Below are 18,210 nucleotides of genomic sequence, written 5' to 3'. Positions count from 1 at the left end.
TTAATTTAAGAAAAGGCTATAAAATTTATTAAGTGAAATTTAAACATGCCCTTAGATTATATATAGCTTTTACGATGAGGAATTTTCACTGAGATTCCTTACTTTTGGGAAAATAGCTAATATGAAATTCAGACCACTATTACTAACCGCCGGAGTCCTGTTTTCGGCAACATTGTATTCACAAAAAATGATGTATCCTAAAGCATTAAAAGGCAACCAAACCGATAATTATTTCGGAGCAACCGTTGCAGACCCTTTCAGAGACCTTGAAAACGATTCCGAAGCCACCAGAAAATGGGTAGACGAAGAAGTGAAACACAGCCAGGATTACCTTTCAAAAATTCCTTTCAGAGAAGAAATCAGAAAACAGCTGACGGATATCTGGAACTATGAGAAAATTTCAGCACCTTTTAAAGAAGGAGATTATACCTATTATTACAAAAATAACGGCTTACAGGCGCAATCTGTTTTATACAGAACGCACAATAAAACAAAAGCAACAGAAGTATTTTTAGACCCGAATAAATTTTCGGATAAAGGCACAACATCACTTTCCCAGCTATCTTTTAACAAAAAAGGAAATCTTGCGGCATATTCCATTTCTGAAGGAGGAAGCGACTGGAATAAAATCATTATCATCGACGCCGTTTCAAAAAAACAAATCGACGAAACCCTCGTGGATGTAAAGTTCAGCGGAATTTCATGGCAGGGTGACAAAGGCTTTTATTATTCAAGCTATGATAAACCTAAAGAAGGAACCGTACTTTCCGGGATGACGGATAAACATAAAGTCTATTTTCATAAATTAGGAACGAAACAATCTGAAGACCAATTAATTTTCGGAGGTGATAAAACACCAAGAAGATATATCGGAGCAGGAGTTTCCGAAGATCAAAGATATCTCATTATTTCAGCAGCCAATGCTACCAACGGAAATGAATTATACATAAAAGACCTCAAAAACGGAGGCGATTTTATACAGATTAATAAAGGGTTTGATATCAACGCAAGCATTGTCGATACTCAGGGAGACGATCTGTATATCTTTACCGACAAAGATGCCCCGAATATGCGTCTGGTAAAAACCACCATTAAAAATCCTTCTCCTGAAATGTGGACAGATGTCATTCCGCAAACGGAAAATGTGCTGGGAATTACAAGCGGTGGAGGATATTTCTTTGCAACCTATATGATCGACGCTATTGATAAGGTTACACAATACGACAGAAACGGTAAAGTAATCCGTGAAATTTCCCTTCCCGGAAAAGGAAACGTTTCAGGTTTCGGAGGAAAAGAAAAGGAGAAGGAACTCTATTACTCATTCACCAATTACATCACTCCCGGAACGACCTATAAATTCAATCCAGATACCGGAAAATCAGAAGTGTATCAAAAGCCGAAAGTGAAATTCAATCCGGAAGATTATATTTCGGAGCAGGTATTTTACACGTCAAAAGATGGTACCAAAGTTCCGATGATGATCAATTATAAAAAAGGAACGAAGCTCGATGGTAAAAATCCTACGATTTTGTATTCTTACGGAGGCTTTAACATCAGCTTACAGCCTGCTTTTTCTGTAGTCAATGCTATCTGGATGGAAAACGGCGGAATTTACGCTGTTCCCAACATTCGCGGTGGAGGAGAGTATGGAAAAAAATGGCATGATGCAGGTACGAAAATGAATAAGAAAAATGTTTTTGAAGATTTCATTGCGGCAGGAGAATACTTACAGCAAAAAGGATATACGTCAAAACAGTTTATGGCACTTTCCGGAAGATCAAATGGAGGACTTCTTGTAGGAGCTACCATGACCATGCGTCCTGATCTGGCAAGAGTAGCCTTCCCCGGAGTTGGCGTGCTGGATATGCTAAGATACAATAAGTTTACTGCCGGAGCCGGTTGGTCGTATGATTATGGAACAGCCGAAGACAGCAAAGAAATGTTTGAATATTTAAAATCGTATTCGCCGGTTCATAATGTGAAAGCAGGAACCTGTTATCCTTCTACCATGATCATTACCAGCGACCATGACGACAGAGTAGTTCCGGCACATTCTTTCAAATTCGGAGCAGAGCTACAGGAAAAGCAGGCCTGTGATCATCCTATTTTATTGAGAATTGAAAAAAATGCAGGACACGGTGCCGGAAGATCTACAGACCAGGTAATCGGAGAAAATGCAGATTTGATTTCCTTTGCGCTGTATGAAATGGGAATTAAAAAATTAGGAAAATAATTTTTGTTTGTCTGAATTAATTTGAACAACAGTCAATATTAACGGGCCTATCCTGAATATATCGCAGGAAGCCCGTTTTTTAATATAACCTTTTCAAAGGGTTTAGTCGAATGATATTTAAATCTAAATAAATATATTCAGCAAGTATCTGCGAAATCCGCGGGAGAAAAAAATTACAGTCATTATTGAATTAATCAAACATGCTTTACATTAATTTTCAATAAAAAATTAACATAAATTTATTATCTCAAAAATGCTTAATTTTAGCCATCAATAAATCTGAAAGTATGAGAAGAGAAGTCCAGAATAAAACTCCTCAATTTAATATATCCGGAAAGCATACGGAAATTTACAGTTTTGAAAAAGACGGATTACAGTTGAAATCTTCCTACAGGACAGAAGATGTTAAAGATAAAGAATTAACTCACACGACACCTGGAATCGCACCTTATTTACGGGGACCATATTCCACCATGTATGTTCAGAAACCGTGGACAATACGTCAGTATGCAGGTTTTTCAACGGCAGAAGAATCCAATGCTTTTTACAGAAGAAATCTGGCAGCCGGACAAAAAGGACTTTCCGTAGCTTTTGATTTGGCAACACACAGAGGATACGATTCAGATCATGCAAGAGTGGTTGGTGATGTTGGTAAAGCCGGCGTAGCAATCGATTCTGTGGAAGATATGAAGATTTTATTTAACGAAATTCCGTTAGACCAAATTTCTGTTTCCATGACCATGAACGGAGCTGTTCTACCGATCTTGTCATTCTATATTGTAGCAGCAGAAGAGCAGGGCGTTTCACAGGAATTGCTTTCAGGTACCATTCAGAATGATATTTTGAAAGAATTCATGGTGAGGAATACCTACATTTATCCACCTGCGCCATCTATGAAAATTATCGCCGATATTTTTGAATATACCTCGAAATATATTCCGAAATTCAATTCCATTTCGATTTCCGGTTATCACATGCAGGAAGCAGGAGCGACACCCGTTCTGGAAATGGCGTATACTCTTGCAGACGGATTAGAATATGTAAGAACAGGGATAAAGGCCGGGATGAATGTGGATGATTTTGCTCCCAGATTATCCTTTTTCTGGGCTATCGGGATGAATCACTTCATGGAAATTGCTAAAATGCGCGCCGCAAGATACATCTGGGCAACCCTTTTGAAGCAGTTCAATCCCCAAAACCCAAAATCTTTAGCCTTAAGAACACATTCCCAGACTTCCGGATGGTCACTTACCGAACAAGAACCATTTAACAATATCACCAGAACAGCGATTGAGGCATTGTCTTCTGCGTTGGGAGGAACCCAGTCTCTTCATACGAATGCTTTGGACGAAGCTATTGCTCTTCCGACGGATTATTCCGCGAAAATTGCAAGAAACACCCAGATTATTCTTCAACAGGAAAGCGGAATCTGCGATGTCGTGGATCCTATGGGCGGAAGCAATTTAGTGGAAAGCCTTACCCAGCAGATGATTGAAGAAGCCATGAAATATATCGATGAGGTAGAGCAGGAAGGAGGAATGACGAAAGCCATCGAAGCCGGAATCCCAAAAATGAGAATTGAAGAAGCAGCCGCAAGAAAACAGGCAAAAATTGACAGTGGAGAAGAATTCATCATCGGAGTAAACTCTTTCCGGTCAGCTTTAAAACAGGACCAGATTGAGATCTTAGATATCGACAATACGGAAGTTCGCAGAAAGCAGATCGAAAGATTAAACGCCATAAAATCAGAAAGAAATTCGCAGGCTGTTGAAAAAATTTTAAATGAAATCCGGCAATGCGCCAAAACAGGAGAAGGCAATCTTCTGGCATTGTGTATAGAAGCTGCGCGAAGAAGAGTAACGCTTGGTGAAATGAGTGATGCTATGGAAGAAAGCTTCGGAAGATACAAAGCCAACATCAGAACAATATCAGGAGTTTATGCCATGAATGCAGGAAAAAATGAATATTTTGAAAAAGCGCTTCAACTGAGTCAGAAATTCGAGGATGAAGAAGGGCGCCGTCCCCGAATGATGGTGGCAAAAATGGGTCAGGATGGCCACGACAGAGGTGCTAAAGTTGTAGCTACCGCGTTTGCCGATATGGGATTTGATGTGGATGTTGCACCGTTATTTCAAACGCCTGAAGAAGTCGCAAAACAGGCCGTAGAAAATGATATTCATATTTTAGGAGTATCATCGTTAGCCGCCGGGCACAAAACGCTGGTTCCTCAAGTTGTGGAAGAATTAAAAAAACTTGGTGCCGATGATATTACGATTGTAGTAGGAGGCGTTATTCCCCAACAGGACTACGAATTTTTATATGCCAATGGAGCCGACTTTATCTTTGGCCCGGGAACCAATCTTCCCAAGTGTGCGGTAGATATTTTAGAGAAATTTTTAAATTAAATTAACGACTCCAAAGTATAAGTTGCACAGCTTTTGTATAGTTTAATGAAAATTTTCATTATGGCTTATACAGTAGTTTCAGTATTTCCGGTCACTGTAGATACAGAGGAGATTAAAAGAGATTTAAAAGAAAACGGTTTCAGCGAAGCAAATATTATTGTTTCTAAATCAAGTGTAGAAAGTGGATTATCAACCGACCATTATCAGGAAGATGAACAAACAAAAGGTTTTTTCGAGTATACTTTCGCACACGATGCAGAGATGCTGGATGCATACCGTAAACACAGTATTGGACGAAACAATATTGTTGTTTATGCAGAAAATGCTGAAGAGGCGGCTTCCGCAAAATCCATTTTAAACAGAAATGGAGCACTTGAAGTCTTTAAAAAACCTTCGGATAACCAAAAAGATATTCCTGAAGGAATGACAGAACAGGAGTATGACGGAATTATTGCGAAGGCAAGACATAATATTTATTTCTTGGGATCGGAAAGAGTATATCACTCCAATGAAGTAAGAGGAATGGATGATGATATGGACAGTCTTGGTTCAAAAGACTGATTATGATTAAAAATATAAAGCCTGCCGGATTTCCGGCAGGCTTTACTGTAATTAATAGTTATGGTTTAGGGTAATAAAACTTTGTCTATAGCATGAATAATTCCATTGCTGCATTGAACATCAGTGGCAATTATATTAGATATTCTGTTGTTGTTATCTGTAATTTTCGCCCCACCTGTTGTGTTGATTTTGAATGTTCCACCCTGGAAAGTAGTCACTGTCATGTTATTGGTAAGGTTTGTGGATGCTACATTAGCTCCTGTTACAACGTGATACTTTAATGTGTTTTCAAGCGTAGCTTGTGGAATTGCAGCCAGATTTGCCAGGTTAAGCTCCGTTAATAATGAAGAAAAAGCAGTATTGGTAGGCGCAAACACCGTAAAAGGCGAATTCGTTGTTCCGCTGAGGATACCTACAAAATTTGGCATATCGCTTCTTGTAAGTGCAGAAACAAGAGAGCTGAATTGTGGATTTGCAGTGGCATGTGTCACGATTGTCGGTAACCCGATAACTGCATTTACCTTGTGGATCACGCCATTATTTACATCAATATCTGTAGCAACCACTGAAGAAACACCATTGATTCTAACACCACTGCTTGTATTAATAAACATGCTTAGCGGGCGTGTTGAGGAAGCCGGGCCAATGGCAAGTGTAGAAACATATCCGGTTGATATTCCTGAACTTTTTACTTCAGTACCCAATACGTGGTTCATCAGTAGGGTTTTTAGTGCTGCGGTGGGAACGTCATTTAAGCTTGCGTATCCATTGGCCTGCAGAAATGTTGCGAAAGCTGTGTTGGTAGGCGCAAACAAGGTAAATGTTCCGGATTGATCAAGGGTTGATGACAGACCTGCCTTATCTACGGCAGCTTTCAGATTGCTCAGATCTGTATCTGAAGAAATTCTTTGATAGACAGTCATCTCAGAGTCCATCATTACATCATCATTGTCATCGCACGAGTATATTGAAAATACAGCGATTCCTGAAAAGAGTAGAGGTTTTAAAAAATTTTTCATAATACTTTAAGTTAATGTGTAAAAACAGACAGGCAAAAAGTGTACCTTTTTTAATCTTTTAATAAAATATATTATTAAAAAAGGTAATTTAGAATAACTATAAAGGATTTCTTCCTTTGGAAAAGAAGTTTCCCATCTGAGATAGATATTAAAACAAAATCATAAAAAGCATGCCGGATTTCCCGGCATGCTTACTAATAATAGTCTTTATGGTAAAATAACTTTGTTTATGACGTGGATGATTCCATTATTACATTGTACATCAGTGGCAACAATATTAGATACTCTGTTATTCTTATCTGTAATCTTTGCACCTCCTGTAGTGGTAATTTTAAATGTACTTCCCTGGAAAGTAGTTACAGTCATATTATTGGTAAGATTATTTGATGCAACATTCGCTCCCGCAACGACATGATATTTTAAAGTATTTTCAAGGAGCGGCTGTGGAATGGCTGCAAGATTAGGAAGGTTCACTTCAGTCAATAATGATGAGAATGCCTGATTAGTTGGCGCAAATACCGTGAAGGGAGAATTTGCTGTTCCACTAAGTATTCCCACAAAGTTAGGCATATCATTTCTTGTCAGTGCAGCAACAAGAGAACTAAACTGAGGATTTGCAGTGGCATGCGTTACAATAGTTGGCAAACCTATTACGGCATTCACTTTATGGATAACACCGTTGCTGGCGTCAATATCTGCTGTAACTACAGAAGATTCTCCATTAATTTTTACACCACTGCTGGTATTAATAAACATGCTGATAGGTCGTGTTGCGGAAGCCGCACCAATTGCCAAAGTAGAAACATAGCCTGTTGAAAGTTGAGCCGCTTTCAGTTCAGAACCCAGGACATGATTCATCAGTAATGTTTTTAAAGCTGCAGGTGGAACGTCATTTAGACTGCTGTAGCCGTTTGCTTGCAAAAATGCATTAAATGCAGTGTTACCAGGTGCAAACAAAGTCAGGGTACCAGTCTGATTAAGTGTAGCAGATAATCCCGCTTTGTCTACTGCGGATTTAAGAGTGCGCAAATCATTATCTGCTGAAATTAACTGATAGACAGTCATTTGGGGGTTGTTTTCGCCATTTTCATGCTGACATGAGATTAAGCTAAGCGCTACCAATCCTAAAAATAAGGATGTTTTAATAATTTTTTTCATAATGTAATTTTTTAAATCGTTCAAATATATACTTTTTTTGCACAAGTTGGTATAGAAATAAGCTTTTTTTTTAAATTTTTTTTTCCTCTTAAAAATTATACTTTATGTAAGTAATTTTTTCAAGCCTAAAAATTTTTATATATTTGCATCTGTAAATCAAGTTTAATCCTTAAAAAATCGAAGCAATGTTCAGATCTAATCAGAATTTTACAGTTGGATTACCGCTTATGGTGGTAAGGCTTCGTGGCTTGGTACATTCTTAGAACAACAGTACAATGATATACCAAAAACCCGAAGTCGAACAGATTTCGGGTTTTTTATTGCGCAATATTGTACATTCAATACATTTCCCCGAAATCAATTTATAAATTCAGGAGCTTCCCGAATAGCAGACATTTTTTATTTGAAGCTATTTCCGGCTTTCCGCTGTTACTCCTCGCTCACCTTTCAGGTTCGCTGTGGGGTAGCCGCTGCAATCCGGACTAGGGATATCCGCTTTGTCATTCTGAAAAATAGCGATGCAAATTGAAGAATCTCAATAATAATACAGATTCTTTAAACTTTGTCAAAGGCGTTTCAGTTTGTATCAGGAATGGCAAATCAATCCACTAATATTTAGTGGGAAAGAATAAATGTGACGTATTAAATCTAATTTCTAATATCTCACATCTAAAGTCTAAAACAAAAACAATGGGAAATTTAAAACTTAAAGGAAAAGACATATTAAAAATAGGCTATCCGAACAATCAAAGTATCAATATTGCTTTGGAAGTCATGAAGAGAAATTTTGCAACGAAAAACATTCATCATGTAAAAGCTCTTTTAAAAGAAATATTGCAAAATCCGGAACACTTCGAAAAAGATTTAACCTTCGGACAAATAGCAGAAGCCCTGCTTTCATCAAAAAAAACCGAAAAAAGAATGCTCGATGCAAACCGGGCTGCGTTTCAGGTTTTTGGAGACAATATCTCAGATGAAGCAAAAAATCAGTTATATACAGCTTTGAAACTTCCGGTTTCAGTAAGTGGTGCTTTGATGCCGGATGCACACAGCGGTTATGGACTACCGATTGGCGGAGTGCTGGCTGTTGAAAACGCAGTTATACCTTACGGAGTCGGGATGGATATCGGCTGCAGAATGAGCCTGAGCATTTTGGATACTCCGGTTTCCTATCTGGACGGAGCAAGAAATAAATACGAGAAAGTACTGATGGAGCATACAAAATTCGGGATGTATGAAACTCATAAATCTCATGTTGATCATGAAATTTTCGACAGAGATACATTTGACATGATCCCGATTTTAAAAAGACTGAAAGGAAAAGCCATCAAACAAATGGGAACTTCCGGTGGTGGAAATCATTTCGTAGAATTCGGAGAGGTGGAAATTACTGAAGAAGACAGCCAGATCGGGCTTCCGAAAGGGAAATATTTAGGGATTCTTTCACACAGCGGTTCCCGCGGATTAGGGGCAGAAATTGCTCAATACTATTCCAGGGTTGCCACAGAGCAATGTCCGCTACCGAAAGAAGCACAACAATTTGCCTGGCTGGATCTGAATACCCATCTTGGATTAGAATACTGGACGGCCATGAATCTTGCAGGAGATTATGCATCAGCTTGTCACGATGATATTCACCGAAGACTTGTGAAAGCGGTAGGAGGTAGGATAAAAGCAAAAATTGAGAACCATCATAATTTCGCATGGAAAGAAATCCATAACGGAAAAGAAGTTATTGTCCACAGAAAAGGAGCTACTCCGGCCAATAAAAATGAATTGGGAATGATTCCCGGGTCGATGACGGCCAAAGGATTTATCGTGCGAGGAAAAGGAAATCCGGATTCGCTGCATTCAGCTTCCCACGGCGCCGGACGAGCATATTCCCGCGGAGAATGCAGGAGTCTTTTTACCCAAAATGATATTAAAAAAGAATTAAAACTAAAGAATGTCACTTTGATGGGCGGTAATGCTGAAGAAGCACCGATGGCATATAAAGATATCAATGAAGTGATGAATGCGCAACAGGAACTCGTCGATATTCTTGGGAGTTTTCAACCACGAATAGTAAGAATGGATAAGTAAATTGGTTGAAAGGTTTTAGTAGTTGGTTGATAGATCTTAACCGACTTCAAACCTAACAGGTTTTTAAAACCTGTTAGGTTTACAAAAACCGAATTTCAACAATCAACAAAAACAAAAAAATGGGAGCACCACATAATATAAAAAGATACGGCGAAGTCTGGCCGGAATGTAGAATTCAAAGCGGACTTGAAATTTTAGAAAAATTAAAAAAAATAATTATTATTTCAGGAGGATGGGCGTGGCATTTTATGTCTGAAACCGAACATACGGAATACAAACATGCTCACGACCATAAGGATATTGATGTCTTTGTTAAAAAAGAAAACGTTGCCCAAGCAGTGATGATTCTTCAGGAGGAAGGTTTTCAAAAAATCTGGACCAGATATGATCATCTTCCAAGTGCAGAAAATTTCCGCAGGTATGAGAAAACAAAAGAATTGGAAAACGGTAATTTTCAAAGAATTACGATAGATTTTTTTGAAAGAAATGATCTTGAAACAGTTGGAGCCAATGGATTTACAGTAGTAAGGCCTGATGTTCTACTTTCATTTTACAGAAACATCCATTCCAGTGATAAATGCTGGGCTGTAACGGCGGCTAAAGAATTACTGGAGCAAGGAATTGATCCTGTCGGTCATCCCAAATTAAGTGAAATGCCAAGAATAAATGAAGATGAAAAAAATATATAAACAAGAATATTTTAAATATAATGAAGGCATTATTATAGTGTGTCCGAATTGTGGAGAAGATGCAGCTGTAAAAAACGAAAACAGCTATAAACTCGCAACATTAGAATGTAATCATTGTGATTTGAAGAAAAACGGATATGATTTGATGACTTACAAAGCTTTTGTTAATCTTTATTGTCCGGTTTGTACACATCAGATTCGTTATGAACACTATAATCTTAAAGAAAGACTAAAAACAATAAATATAAATTGTGATGCGTGTGACTCACAATTTCAAATTCAGCCCAAAACAGAAAAATACCTGAATTCATACCCAAAAGAACAAGGTTTAATTCATGATCCTGTTTTCGGTTGTCCATATTATTTTCAGATAGATTTTAAAGGAAAGTTATTCTGGGCAAAAAATCGGGAGCATATTTTGGAAATGGAAAATTATGTTTCATCGGATCTTCGCACAAGATTGCCTTACAGAATGCGAATGGTAGAAAGGTTACCAACATTTATTAAAGAAGCTAAAAATAGAGAAGCGATCTTAAAAATTTTGCAAAAATGGAAAAACTCATACAAATAACCTCAGGAAGAGGACCTTTAGAATGCCAGTGGGTAGTGGCAAAGGTACTGAAGGTCTTTCTTGATGAGGTAAAAGACCATACGATCAGTTACGAAATTATACATCGTGAAGAAGGAGATGAAAATCTTACCCTGAAATCGGTAACGATTCTTTTAAAATCCAAAGAATTGACCGGGTTTTTAGAAAATTGGATAGGAAGCATTTGCTGGACTGGCAAAAGTACCTTCCGCATGTTGCATAAAAGAAGCAACTGGTTTATCGGAATTTTTGAACTGGAAGGATTGGAGAAAATTAATTTTAATGAAAAAGATATTCAGTTTCAGACAACCCGAAGCCAGGGAAGCGGCGGGCAAAATGTAAATAAAGTAAATACAGCGGTCCGCGCGACTCATATTCCCACAGGATTGAGTGTTTTTGCACAGGATTCACGCTCACAGCTGGAAAATAAAAAGCTTTCCATCTCAAGACTGAAAGAAAAAGTATTGGATCAGAATATTAGCATGCTTCAAAAAAGAATGCAGGATACGTGGAACAACCATCTACAGGTGCAGAGGGGAAGTCCGATCCGCACATTTTCAGGAACGGATTTTAAAAAGAATTATCAGGAAAAATCTTTCAAAAAGAAAAGAAATCAATTCAAAAAAGAATTAAAAAATTACAACAATGACCTTAACTAAAAATAAGTATTACTTCGAGGCGCTCGATAATTATCCTTATAGTCTTCCGGATTGCCTGGAGGCACTCAATTATGCCTTGTCCTACGATCCTGAAGACGCTGACAGCCTTTGTCTCATGGGAAGGATTTACAGTGAAGTAGTGATTGATTATGAAAAAGCCAAATTGTATTTCGAAGAAGCCCTGCAATGTAATGTGGCGAATCTCAATACACCTAAATATTATATCAAATGCCTGTTGGATAATGAAGATTTCCATGAAGCGCAAAAGCTTATCGAATATTCATTAAAGATCAAAGGAATTGATAAAATGACATTATGGCTGTACAGATCTTTGCTTTCAGAAAAACGCGGAAGCCTTGCAAATGCTTTAAAATTTCTTGACGAAGCTGAAAAATACTGTTTTGATGAGATCAGTCACAATGCAGTAAGAGACCGAAGGAAATTTATTAAATCGAAAATACCTAAAAAAAGAAAACAGAAGAAGGAGACGCAATAAGTCTCCTTTTTGTATTAGATAATGTTCAAATTAATCTCTAAGCCGCTATTTTTTGTTGACGGAAATCAGATAATCATATACCATTTGATGTTGCTCTTCGTTCAGCTTCGCTTTGGGAGCCATCCTGCTTAACGTTTTCAGCCATCCCTCATCGTCATGCTTTTCCGGATTTGGAAGCGCATGGCATTTGTTGCAGGAATTTTCAAAAATCGTTTTTCCCTGAGCCAGCTGTTCAGATGAAGTGTATTTTGGTCCTGTTACGGCTGTACTTTTTGGTCCGCATGATACAAGTAGTGCACAACATCCTATCGCGCTTACTATCAGTTTTTTCATAATAATATTTTATAGTGATTATTTTTTTGCAGAAACGATGTAATCGTACACCCACTGGTGCTGTTCGTCGGTAAGTTTCGCTTTGGGAGCCATAGAATTCATTATTCCGACCCACTGCACAGAAGTGTGAGATGCAGGATCCGGAAGTTTATGACATCTTCCGCATGAATTTTCAAAAATGGTTTTTCCTTGTGCGATCTGTTCGGCTGTAGATACAGCGGCTGCCGGAGTGGCTGCTGTTGTTGCTTTTTGTGTACAAGAAGCCATTAAAACGGCTGTAAAAGATGCTACAGCAATGATTTTTTTCATGTTGTCAATTATTTGAATAAAACAAATGTAGGAATTTCCCATTCGCATCAATGAAACAGAGATTTAATTTAGAAGAAATACAAATAGTAATTGGATGAATGTTCAATTCGTTTCACTTGTAAATTGCCAATTTTAAAAGGTGAAGTGTATCCGGTTTCAATTCCCCTCTTCAGGAGGGGTGGCAAAAATTTCTTAGAAATTTTTGACGGGGTGGTTATATGAAGATATATTTAAATTTTTTAGAAGCTATTTGACTTCGTCGAATTGTATTTGTTTATAATTTTTAAGGAGCATTTGAATGCATTGAAAAGCAGTATATATTTTTATTTGAAGCCTTTTCCCGCTTTCCGCCCTCGCTATTTTTAGTTTCGGCCCGGCGGCGAAGCCACCGGGCCGAAACTAAAAAATGATCTCAGACAAAACTCCGAATGGGGCTAAGGTGGGCAGTGCATATTATAAATATTTCGCAAATTTGTCATGATGGAGATCATTTAAGCAAAAAATAAAAAATATCCGCAAACTCAATTGTTCAGAATGATATAAAAAAATAAAATCTTGTTTAAATAAACACATCCTCTTGACCATTGACTTTTAATTGTCTATTTTTGAATCAATGAAATTTTCTACAAAAGAACTGTTGGAAGGAATACGGTCAGGAAACAAACGCCTGATTGCAAAAGCCATTACCTTAGTAGAAAGTAAAAAAGCTGAGCACCGCCAACAAGCTGAAGAATTACTGAAAGAGGTGATGCCTTTCACAGGAAATTCCATCAGAGTGGGGGTAACCGGTGTTCCGGGTGCAGGAAAATCAACTTTTATTGAAAATTTTGGCAGGCTTGCGATTGCCAATGGTAAAAAGGTGGCGGTTTTGGCTATCGATCCGAGTTCGTCCATTAATAAAGGAAGCATTCTCGGCGATAAAACCAGGATGGAAGAACTGGCAAAAGAAGAAAATGCTTTTATAAGGCCATCTCCAAGCTCAGGATTTCTGGGAGGCGTTGCCAATACCACCTTTGAAACAATGATGATCTGCGAAGCAGCAGGCTACGATTATATTTTAATAGAAACCGTAGGGGTCGGTCAGTCTGAAGTCTTGGTCGCAGATATTACAGATGTTTTCCTGTTTTTAAAAATAATCGGTGGCGGAGATGAGCTTCAGGGAATCAAGCGCGGGATTATGGAGATGGTGGACTTAATTTTCATTAATAAAGTTGATCAGGATAATTTTCAGAAAGCTAAAAATACAAGGCTCGAATTGAAAAGAGCTTTAGATTTTATTCCTCCAAAAGAAAAAGACTGGAAAGTTCCGGTTTTACTAGGTTCTGCCTTAAGCAATGAGGGACTTAGCGAAGTTTTTGAAAAAATCGATGAATTCATTACGCTTAAGAAAAAAACTCGCAGATTTGATGAAGTAAGAAATCAGCAAGCTGAAAAGCGCTTTGAATATTGGGTTCAGGAATATATTCTGTCAGAAATGAAAAAGAGTAATTCTTTGGAAAAAGCTTATCTTCAGCATAAAAAAAATGCCTCGGCACTGGTTTCCAATCCAAGTACCGAAGCAAAATTATTTGTGGAAAAATTTTTATCTAAAGATAAAATTTAAGGTGCTACTTTCTGTTCTTCATTTTTTGTAATATATCCGTCATACGAAATCGGCTGTCTGTCATTGCTCCTTATAGAGGTAAGTGCTTGTCCGGATTTCGAAACTTCAATAATAATTTCATCAACAGCTTTCACATCATTGGTTTTAATTCTTACAATCCAAGCTCCTTTTTTATTCTGACTTTTATTAATAGTAAAATCCTTTGAAGTAAATCGGTAACTGTTTTGTGTTGTATTTCCATAGGTAGGGTTAAAAACTCTTCCAAAATAAGGGAGTGCAACATCCAAGCTGTTGGGCCTGATATCAATGCTGTAATTGCTGCCGGTCAGGTCAAAAATCCTGGTAGCAGGAGCATTGGGCAATGAGTTCGCAATATTGATAACGTCATAATTGGTAGGATTGGCCCGCTGTGCATGAAATGAAAAATCCTGCGAATTTACAAGCGCCGTTACTGCTTGAGGATCCATATTGCTTCTTTGTGAAGAACAGTTTTCAAAAAGGAAAAGAAAGCAAAGCACACATATAATGGAGATAAACTTTTTCATAATAATAAATATACAGAATTAAACAGCAAATTGTATGCAAATATATAAGGCTAAAATTTATTTTGGAATAAAAATTGTAAAGGTTGAACTAATAACACTCGAACTATGAAATTTACAAATTTATTAGGAATAGGAGCTTCGGCTCTTATTGTAGCCGCTTGTACGACAAATCCAATCACGGGAAGGTCTTCACTACAGCTGGCAAATAATTCAGAAATCCTGACTATGTCTGCTCAGGAATACAGATCAACATTAGGAAAATCCAAAGTTATAACAGGAACAGCAGATGCTAAAAAGGTGGTAAATGTAGGATCGAGAATTAAATCTGCTGCAGAAAGATATTACCAGTCTATCGGCCGTTCGGGAGATCTGGCCAACTATAATTGGGAATTTAATCTTATTCAGAGTAATGAGCTTAATGCGTGGTGTATGCCTGGCGGAAAAGTAGCCGTTTATACAGGGATTCTTCCTGTTACCAAAAATGAAAACGGATTGGCTGTGGTAATGGGACATGAAGTATCGCACGCCTTGGCAGGACATGGAAATGAAAGAATCTCGCAGGCTATGGTTGCCCAATACGGTGGAGCCATATTAGGAGGAAGTATTTCCAATGCGCAGTGGGCCAATGTTTTTGAAGCAGTTTATCCTATCGGTTCACAGGTTGCATTATTGAAATACGGAAGAAATCAGGAGTCTGAAGCAGATCAGATGGGTCTGTATATTATGTCTATGGCAGGATACGATCCAAGAGAGGCAATTCCTTTCTGGGAAAGAATGGAGGCCGCTTCAAAAGGAGCCAGACAGCCGGAATTCTTATCTACCCACCCAAATCCTGAAACCAGAATTTCAGATATTAATAAAAATTTACCGAAAGCTCTTGAATATTACAGAGCAGCAGGAGGAAAAATGTAAATACAAAAAAAGAAATTTTAATCTTGAGTACGGCCTTATTGAATTTTTATTAATTTGGTAAGGCTATTTTAATTCAAACCCTTTAAGCTCAGTACTATGAAAAATTTAACAATTACAGGACTTATTCTTTTGGCTTTATCCATATTGCTTTTTTATCTTACAGCAAACAATTTTACATTGAATGATCTTGGGATGCCTCATATTATGGGAATTCTGGGAGGTATCGGAATCGGATTGATAATAGGCGGAATGGTAGGCTACGTAAGTAAAGGAAGTGCAATAAAAGCTGAAGAAAAAAGGAGAGAGTTTAAAAAACTGCAACAGGAAAAAGAAGATCTTGAAAAAAGAGCTGCTGATATTGCAAGACGTGAAGCAGAACTTGATCTTAGAAATCAAAATCCTCAGCTCTGATGAACTGAGGATTTGATATGTTAATATCAATTTAAAACTTATAACCTACGCCTACCATAAACAGGTTAGGTCTGTTGTCATATCTGATCTCTTCGCCTGAAACTCGGTTGATAAAATTTCTGGAATCTTTGCTGAAAGCGCCTTCATATCTGGCATTTAGAATTAATTTGGAGATTTCAACCTGGGCTCCGAATTGGTATCCTACGGTAAAATTATCCCTTGCATTTTCTCTGAAATCGTTAAACGTATCTTCTTTAGCCAAGTTGTAGCTCGCCACAGGACCTACAAAAACACCAAGAGTATTTCCTAAAATATTATAGCCTAAAAGTACTGGAAGATCCAGCCTGCTGCTCTTGATATCGAAAGTTGTATTGGCGGCAGTAAATTCATTTTTAAAATTGGTGTAGTACAATTCCGGCATCAGGAAAAATGAGGTTGGCAAGCCCACTTTTAATGAAAGACCCACGTTGAAACCTGCATTGTTTTTACCTTCGCCTTCAATGGCCTGGTTTACCGTTCCTTTGATATTCTGCCATGACGGAGATCCTGTAGGAAAAATCAGGTTTGCCTTTCCTGCCAAAGAAATCTGTGCAGAAGCAAATAGGGAAAATCCTATTAAAGCTATACTAAGAATCTTTTTCATTGTCTTCTATTTTTGTAATTGTATTATCAATTGTTTTGTTGTTCTCAAGCAGATACTCTCTCAGTTCTTTAAATAATTCCGAAGAATATACAAAGTCGATAAGATTTTTATTGCCTGCCGTAATCAGAATGTCTTTATTGCCTTCCCATTCTTTAATTCCTAGTCTCAGGTATACAATTTTCTCGCCAATCGTCATTACAGAATTCATATCGTGGGTATTGATGATAGTAGTAGTATTGTATTCTTGGGTAATCTCCAGCAGAAGATCATCAATTACATTGGACGTATAAGGATCCAGACCGGAATTCGGCTCGTCACAGAAAAGATATTTGGGATTATTCACAATTGCTCTTGCTATCGCTACCCGCTTCTGCATACCTCCGGAAATTTCGGAAGGGAATTTTTTATTAGCTTTATCGAGATGTACTCTTCCAATAACCTCGAAAACCCGTCTTTTCTTTTCTCTGAATGTTAAATTAGTAAACATATCCAGCGGAAACATGATATTTTCTTCCACCGTTAAAGAATCAAACAGCGCACTTCCCTGGAAAACCGTTCCGATCTCTGAACGCAGATGCTGTTTCTCATCTCTTGACATGACATTGATATCTTTACCGTCAAAAAGAATTTCTCCGGAAGTGGGCTGATAAACATTCAGCAGACTTTTAAGGAATACCGTTTTTCCGGATCCGCTCTGTCCGATAATCAGATTCACCTTTCCTTTATCGAATGTGGTTGAAATTCCTTTAAGTACTTCAACTTCATCAAAACTTTTCTTAAGATCTTTTACCTCAATCATTTAGCTTAATATTAATTGGGTTAATAGTAATTCTGAAAGGATAATGAAAACCATTGTCCAAACTACTGCCTGTGTGCTTGCTCTTCCTACTTCTAAAGATCCGCCTTTTACATTATATCCGAAATATGAAGGTACTGTTGCGATAATAAAAGCAAAAACAATTGTTTTGGTGAATGCATAATAAATAAAAAGATTCGGCATATACATCTGTATTCCTACAATATAATCATTGGTGGTCCAGTTTCCGGTTAAAATCCCGGCGATGTAACCTCCGCCTATACCAAATACAATACTTATTGCAATAAGTAGAGGATTAAAGATTACACACGCTACAATTTTAGGAAAAATAAGAAAATTGGGAGAGTTTACCCCCATGATATCCAATGCGTCAATCTGTTCGGATACCCTCATGGTTCCTATACTGGAAGCTATGTAAGAACCTACTTTACCGGCAAGAATAAGACTGATAATAGTGGGAGAAAATTCCAGTACGAGAACAGCTTTTGTAGCATATCCTACAAATGATGGAGGAATAGGGAACGATGAAGCATCAAAATTATTAAACATCTGAATGGCCACAACTGCTCCTACAAATATAGAAGTGAAGATGACAAGGCCAAATGAATTAACGCCTAAGTCATTGATTTCTCTCATGAGCAGCTTCCAGAAAACTTTCATTTTCTGTGGCTTCTGCATAGATTTACCGAGAAGGATGATGTATTCTCCGACTGCTGTAAAAAACTTTTTTAACATTCTGCTAAATT

General features: G+C 37.7%; 19 protein-coding genes. 11 read left to right on the top strand and 8 right to left on the bottom strand.

The features are described 5' to 3' along the window. Positions 1-121 precede the first annotated feature (121 nt). From BUA76_RS08605 to BUA76_RS08595, 3 genes are all read left to right on the top strand, one after another. A complete protein-coding gene (locus BUA76_RS08605; protein ID WP_072884395.1) occupies positions 122-2,233 on the top strand; it encodes a prolyl oligopeptidase family serine peptidase in 2,112 nt (703 codons plus the stop codon). Positions 2,234-2,520: 287 nt separating this feature from the next. Next, on the top strand, positions 2,521-4,638 hold the full coding sequence (scpA, locus tag BUA76_RS08600; RefSeq protein WP_072884394.1) for a methylmalonyl-CoA mutase: 2,118 nt from the start codon (positions 2,521-2,523) through the stop codon (positions 4,636-4,638). Positions 4,639-4,698: 60 nt separating this feature from the next. Next, complete coding sequence (locus BUA76_RS08595; RefSeq protein ID WP_143149881.1) at positions 4,699-5,199, top strand: hypothetical protein; 501 nt, start codon at positions 4,699-4,701, stop codon at positions 5,197-5,199. Positions 5,200-5,264: 65 nt separating this feature from the next. Here BUA76_RS08595 and BUA76_RS08590 read toward each other — a convergent pair whose 3' ends face one another. Both BUA76_RS08590 and BUA76_RS08585 read right to left on the bottom strand, forming a co-directional pair. Beyond that, positions 5,265-6,218, bottom strand: coding sequence for a fasciclin domain-containing protein (locus tag BUA76_RS08590; RefSeq protein WP_072884392.1), 954 nt, complete (start codon positions 6,216-6,218; stop codon positions 5,265-5,267). A 207-nt stretch (positions 6,219-6,425) separates the two neighbouring features. Next, positions 6,426-7,376: a fasciclin domain-containing protein gene (locus BUA76_RS08585; protein WP_072884391.1), complete on the bottom strand. Its 951-nt coding sequence runs from the start codon at positions 7,374-7,376 to the stop codon at positions 6,426-6,428. 690 nt (positions 7,377-8,066) lie between these two features. Between BUA76_RS08585 and BUA76_RS08580 the strand changes: the two genes are divergently transcribed. The 5 genes from BUA76_RS08580 to BUA76_RS08560 all read left to right on the top strand — a co-directional run bounded on the left by BUA76_RS08580 (position 8,067) and on the right by BUA76_RS08560 (position 11,891). Beyond that, entirely contained in the window at positions 8,067-9,458 is a 1,392-nt protein-coding gene (locus BUA76_RS08580) for an RtcB family protein (protein WP_072884390.1), read from the top strand. Between the two features lie 119 nt (positions 9,459-9,577). Further along, entirely contained in the window at positions 9,578-10,147 is a 570-nt protein-coding gene (locus tag BUA76_RS08575) for a hypothetical protein (RefSeq protein ID WP_072884389.1), read from the top strand. Further along, a complete protein-coding gene (locus tag BUA76_RS08570) occupies positions 10,131-10,718 on the top strand; it encodes a hypothetical protein (RefSeq protein WP_072884481.1) in 588 nt (195 codons plus the stop codon). Before BUA76_RS08575 ends, BUA76_RS08570 begins: the two co-directional genes overlap by 17 nt. Then, a complete protein-coding gene (gene prfH / locus BUA76_RS08565) occupies positions 10,697-11,395 on the top strand; it encodes a peptide chain release factor H (protein WP_072884388.1) in 699 nt (232 codons plus the stop codon). The genes BUA76_RS08570 and prfH overlap by 22 nt, the downstream gene beginning before the upstream one ends. After that, complete coding sequence (locus BUA76_RS08560; protein WP_072884387.1) at positions 11,382-11,891, top strand: tetratricopeptide repeat protein; 510 nt, start codon at positions 11,382-11,384, stop codon at positions 11,889-11,891. The genes prfH and BUA76_RS08560 overlap by 14 nt, the downstream gene beginning before the upstream one ends. A gap of 45 nt (positions 11,892-11,936) precedes the next feature. Here BUA76_RS08560 and BUA76_RS08555 read toward each other — a convergent pair whose 3' ends face one another. Together BUA76_RS08555 and BUA76_RS08550 are read right to left on the bottom strand one after the other, a co-directional pair. Then, positions 11,937-12,224, bottom strand: coding sequence for a cytochrome C (locus BUA76_RS08555; protein WP_072884386.1), 288 nt, complete (start codon positions 12,222-12,224; stop codon positions 11,937-11,939). Positions 12,225-12,242: 18 nt separating this feature from the next. After that, positions 12,243-12,533 carry a c-type cytochrome gene (locus tag BUA76_RS08550; RefSeq protein ID WP_072884480.1) on the bottom strand — a complete coding sequence of 97 codons (291 nt, stop codon included), beginning with the start codon at positions 12,531-12,533 and terminating at the stop codon, positions 12,243-12,245. A gap of 613 nt (positions 12,534-13,146) precedes the next feature. On the opposite strand from BUA76_RS08550, the gene meaB reads away from it, so the two are divergent. After that, positions 13,147-14,136 (top strand): methylmalonyl Co-A mutase-associated GTPase MeaB, encoded by a 990-nt coding sequence (meaB, locus tag BUA76_RS08545; protein ID WP_072884385.1) that lies wholly within the window; start codon positions 13,147-13,149, stop codon positions 14,134-14,136. Here the strand turns inward: meaB and BUA76_RS08540 are convergent. Further along, complete coding sequence (locus BUA76_RS08540; protein WP_072884384.1) at positions 14,133-14,681, bottom strand: DUF4251 domain-containing protein; 549 nt, start codon at positions 14,679-14,681, stop codon at positions 14,133-14,135. The two genes, meaB and BUA76_RS08540, sit on opposite strands and share 4 nt — an antisense overlap. Before the next feature lie 105 nt (positions 14,682-14,786). Here BUA76_RS08540 and BUA76_RS08535 point away from each other — a divergent pair, with 105 nt between their 5' ends. Together BUA76_RS08535 and BUA76_RS08530 are read left to right on the top strand one after the other, a co-directional pair. Next, on the top strand, positions 14,787-15,593 hold the full coding sequence (locus BUA76_RS08535) for a M48 family metallopeptidase (RefSeq protein WP_072884383.1): 807 nt from the start codon (positions 14,787-14,789) through the stop codon (positions 15,591-15,593). A 96-nt stretch (positions 15,594-15,689) separates the two neighbouring features. Then, on the top strand, positions 15,690-16,004 hold the full coding sequence (locus BUA76_RS08530; RefSeq protein ID WP_072884382.1) for a hypothetical protein: 315 nt from the start codon (positions 15,690-15,692) through the stop codon (positions 16,002-16,004). Between the two features lie 31 nt (positions 16,005-16,035). Here the strand turns inward: BUA76_RS08530 and BUA76_RS08525 are convergent, their stop codons facing one another. Genes BUA76_RS08525 through BUA76_RS08515 form a run of 3 tightly spaced genes read right to left on the bottom strand, consistent with a single transcriptional unit; the run spans position 16,036 to position 18,199 of the window. Next, entirely contained in the window at positions 16,036-16,647 is a 612-nt protein-coding gene (locus tag BUA76_RS08525) for an outer membrane beta-barrel protein (protein WP_072884381.1), read from the bottom strand. Next, positions 16,631-17,446 carry an ABC transporter ATP-binding protein gene (locus BUA76_RS08520; RefSeq protein WP_072884380.1) on the bottom strand — a complete coding sequence of 272 codons (816 nt, stop codon included), beginning with the start codon at positions 17,444-17,446 and terminating at the stop codon, positions 16,631-16,633. Before BUA76_RS08520 ends, BUA76_RS08525 begins: the two co-directional genes overlap by 17 nt. Next, positions 17,447-18,199 (bottom strand): MlaE family ABC transporter permease, encoded by a 753-nt coding sequence (locus BUA76_RS08515; protein ID WP_072884379.1) that lies wholly within the window; start codon positions 18,197-18,199, stop codon positions 17,447-17,449. Between the last annotated feature and the right edge of the window lie 11 nt (positions 18,200-18,210).

The sequence above is a fragment of the Chryseobacterium takakiae genome (assembly GCF_900129385.1).
Taxonomy (GTDB): domain Bacteria; phylum Bacteroidota; class Bacteroidia; order Flavobacteriales; family Weeksellaceae; genus Chryseobacterium; species Chryseobacterium takakiae.
This window is presented reverse-complemented; position numbering and strand designations above follow the sequence as displayed.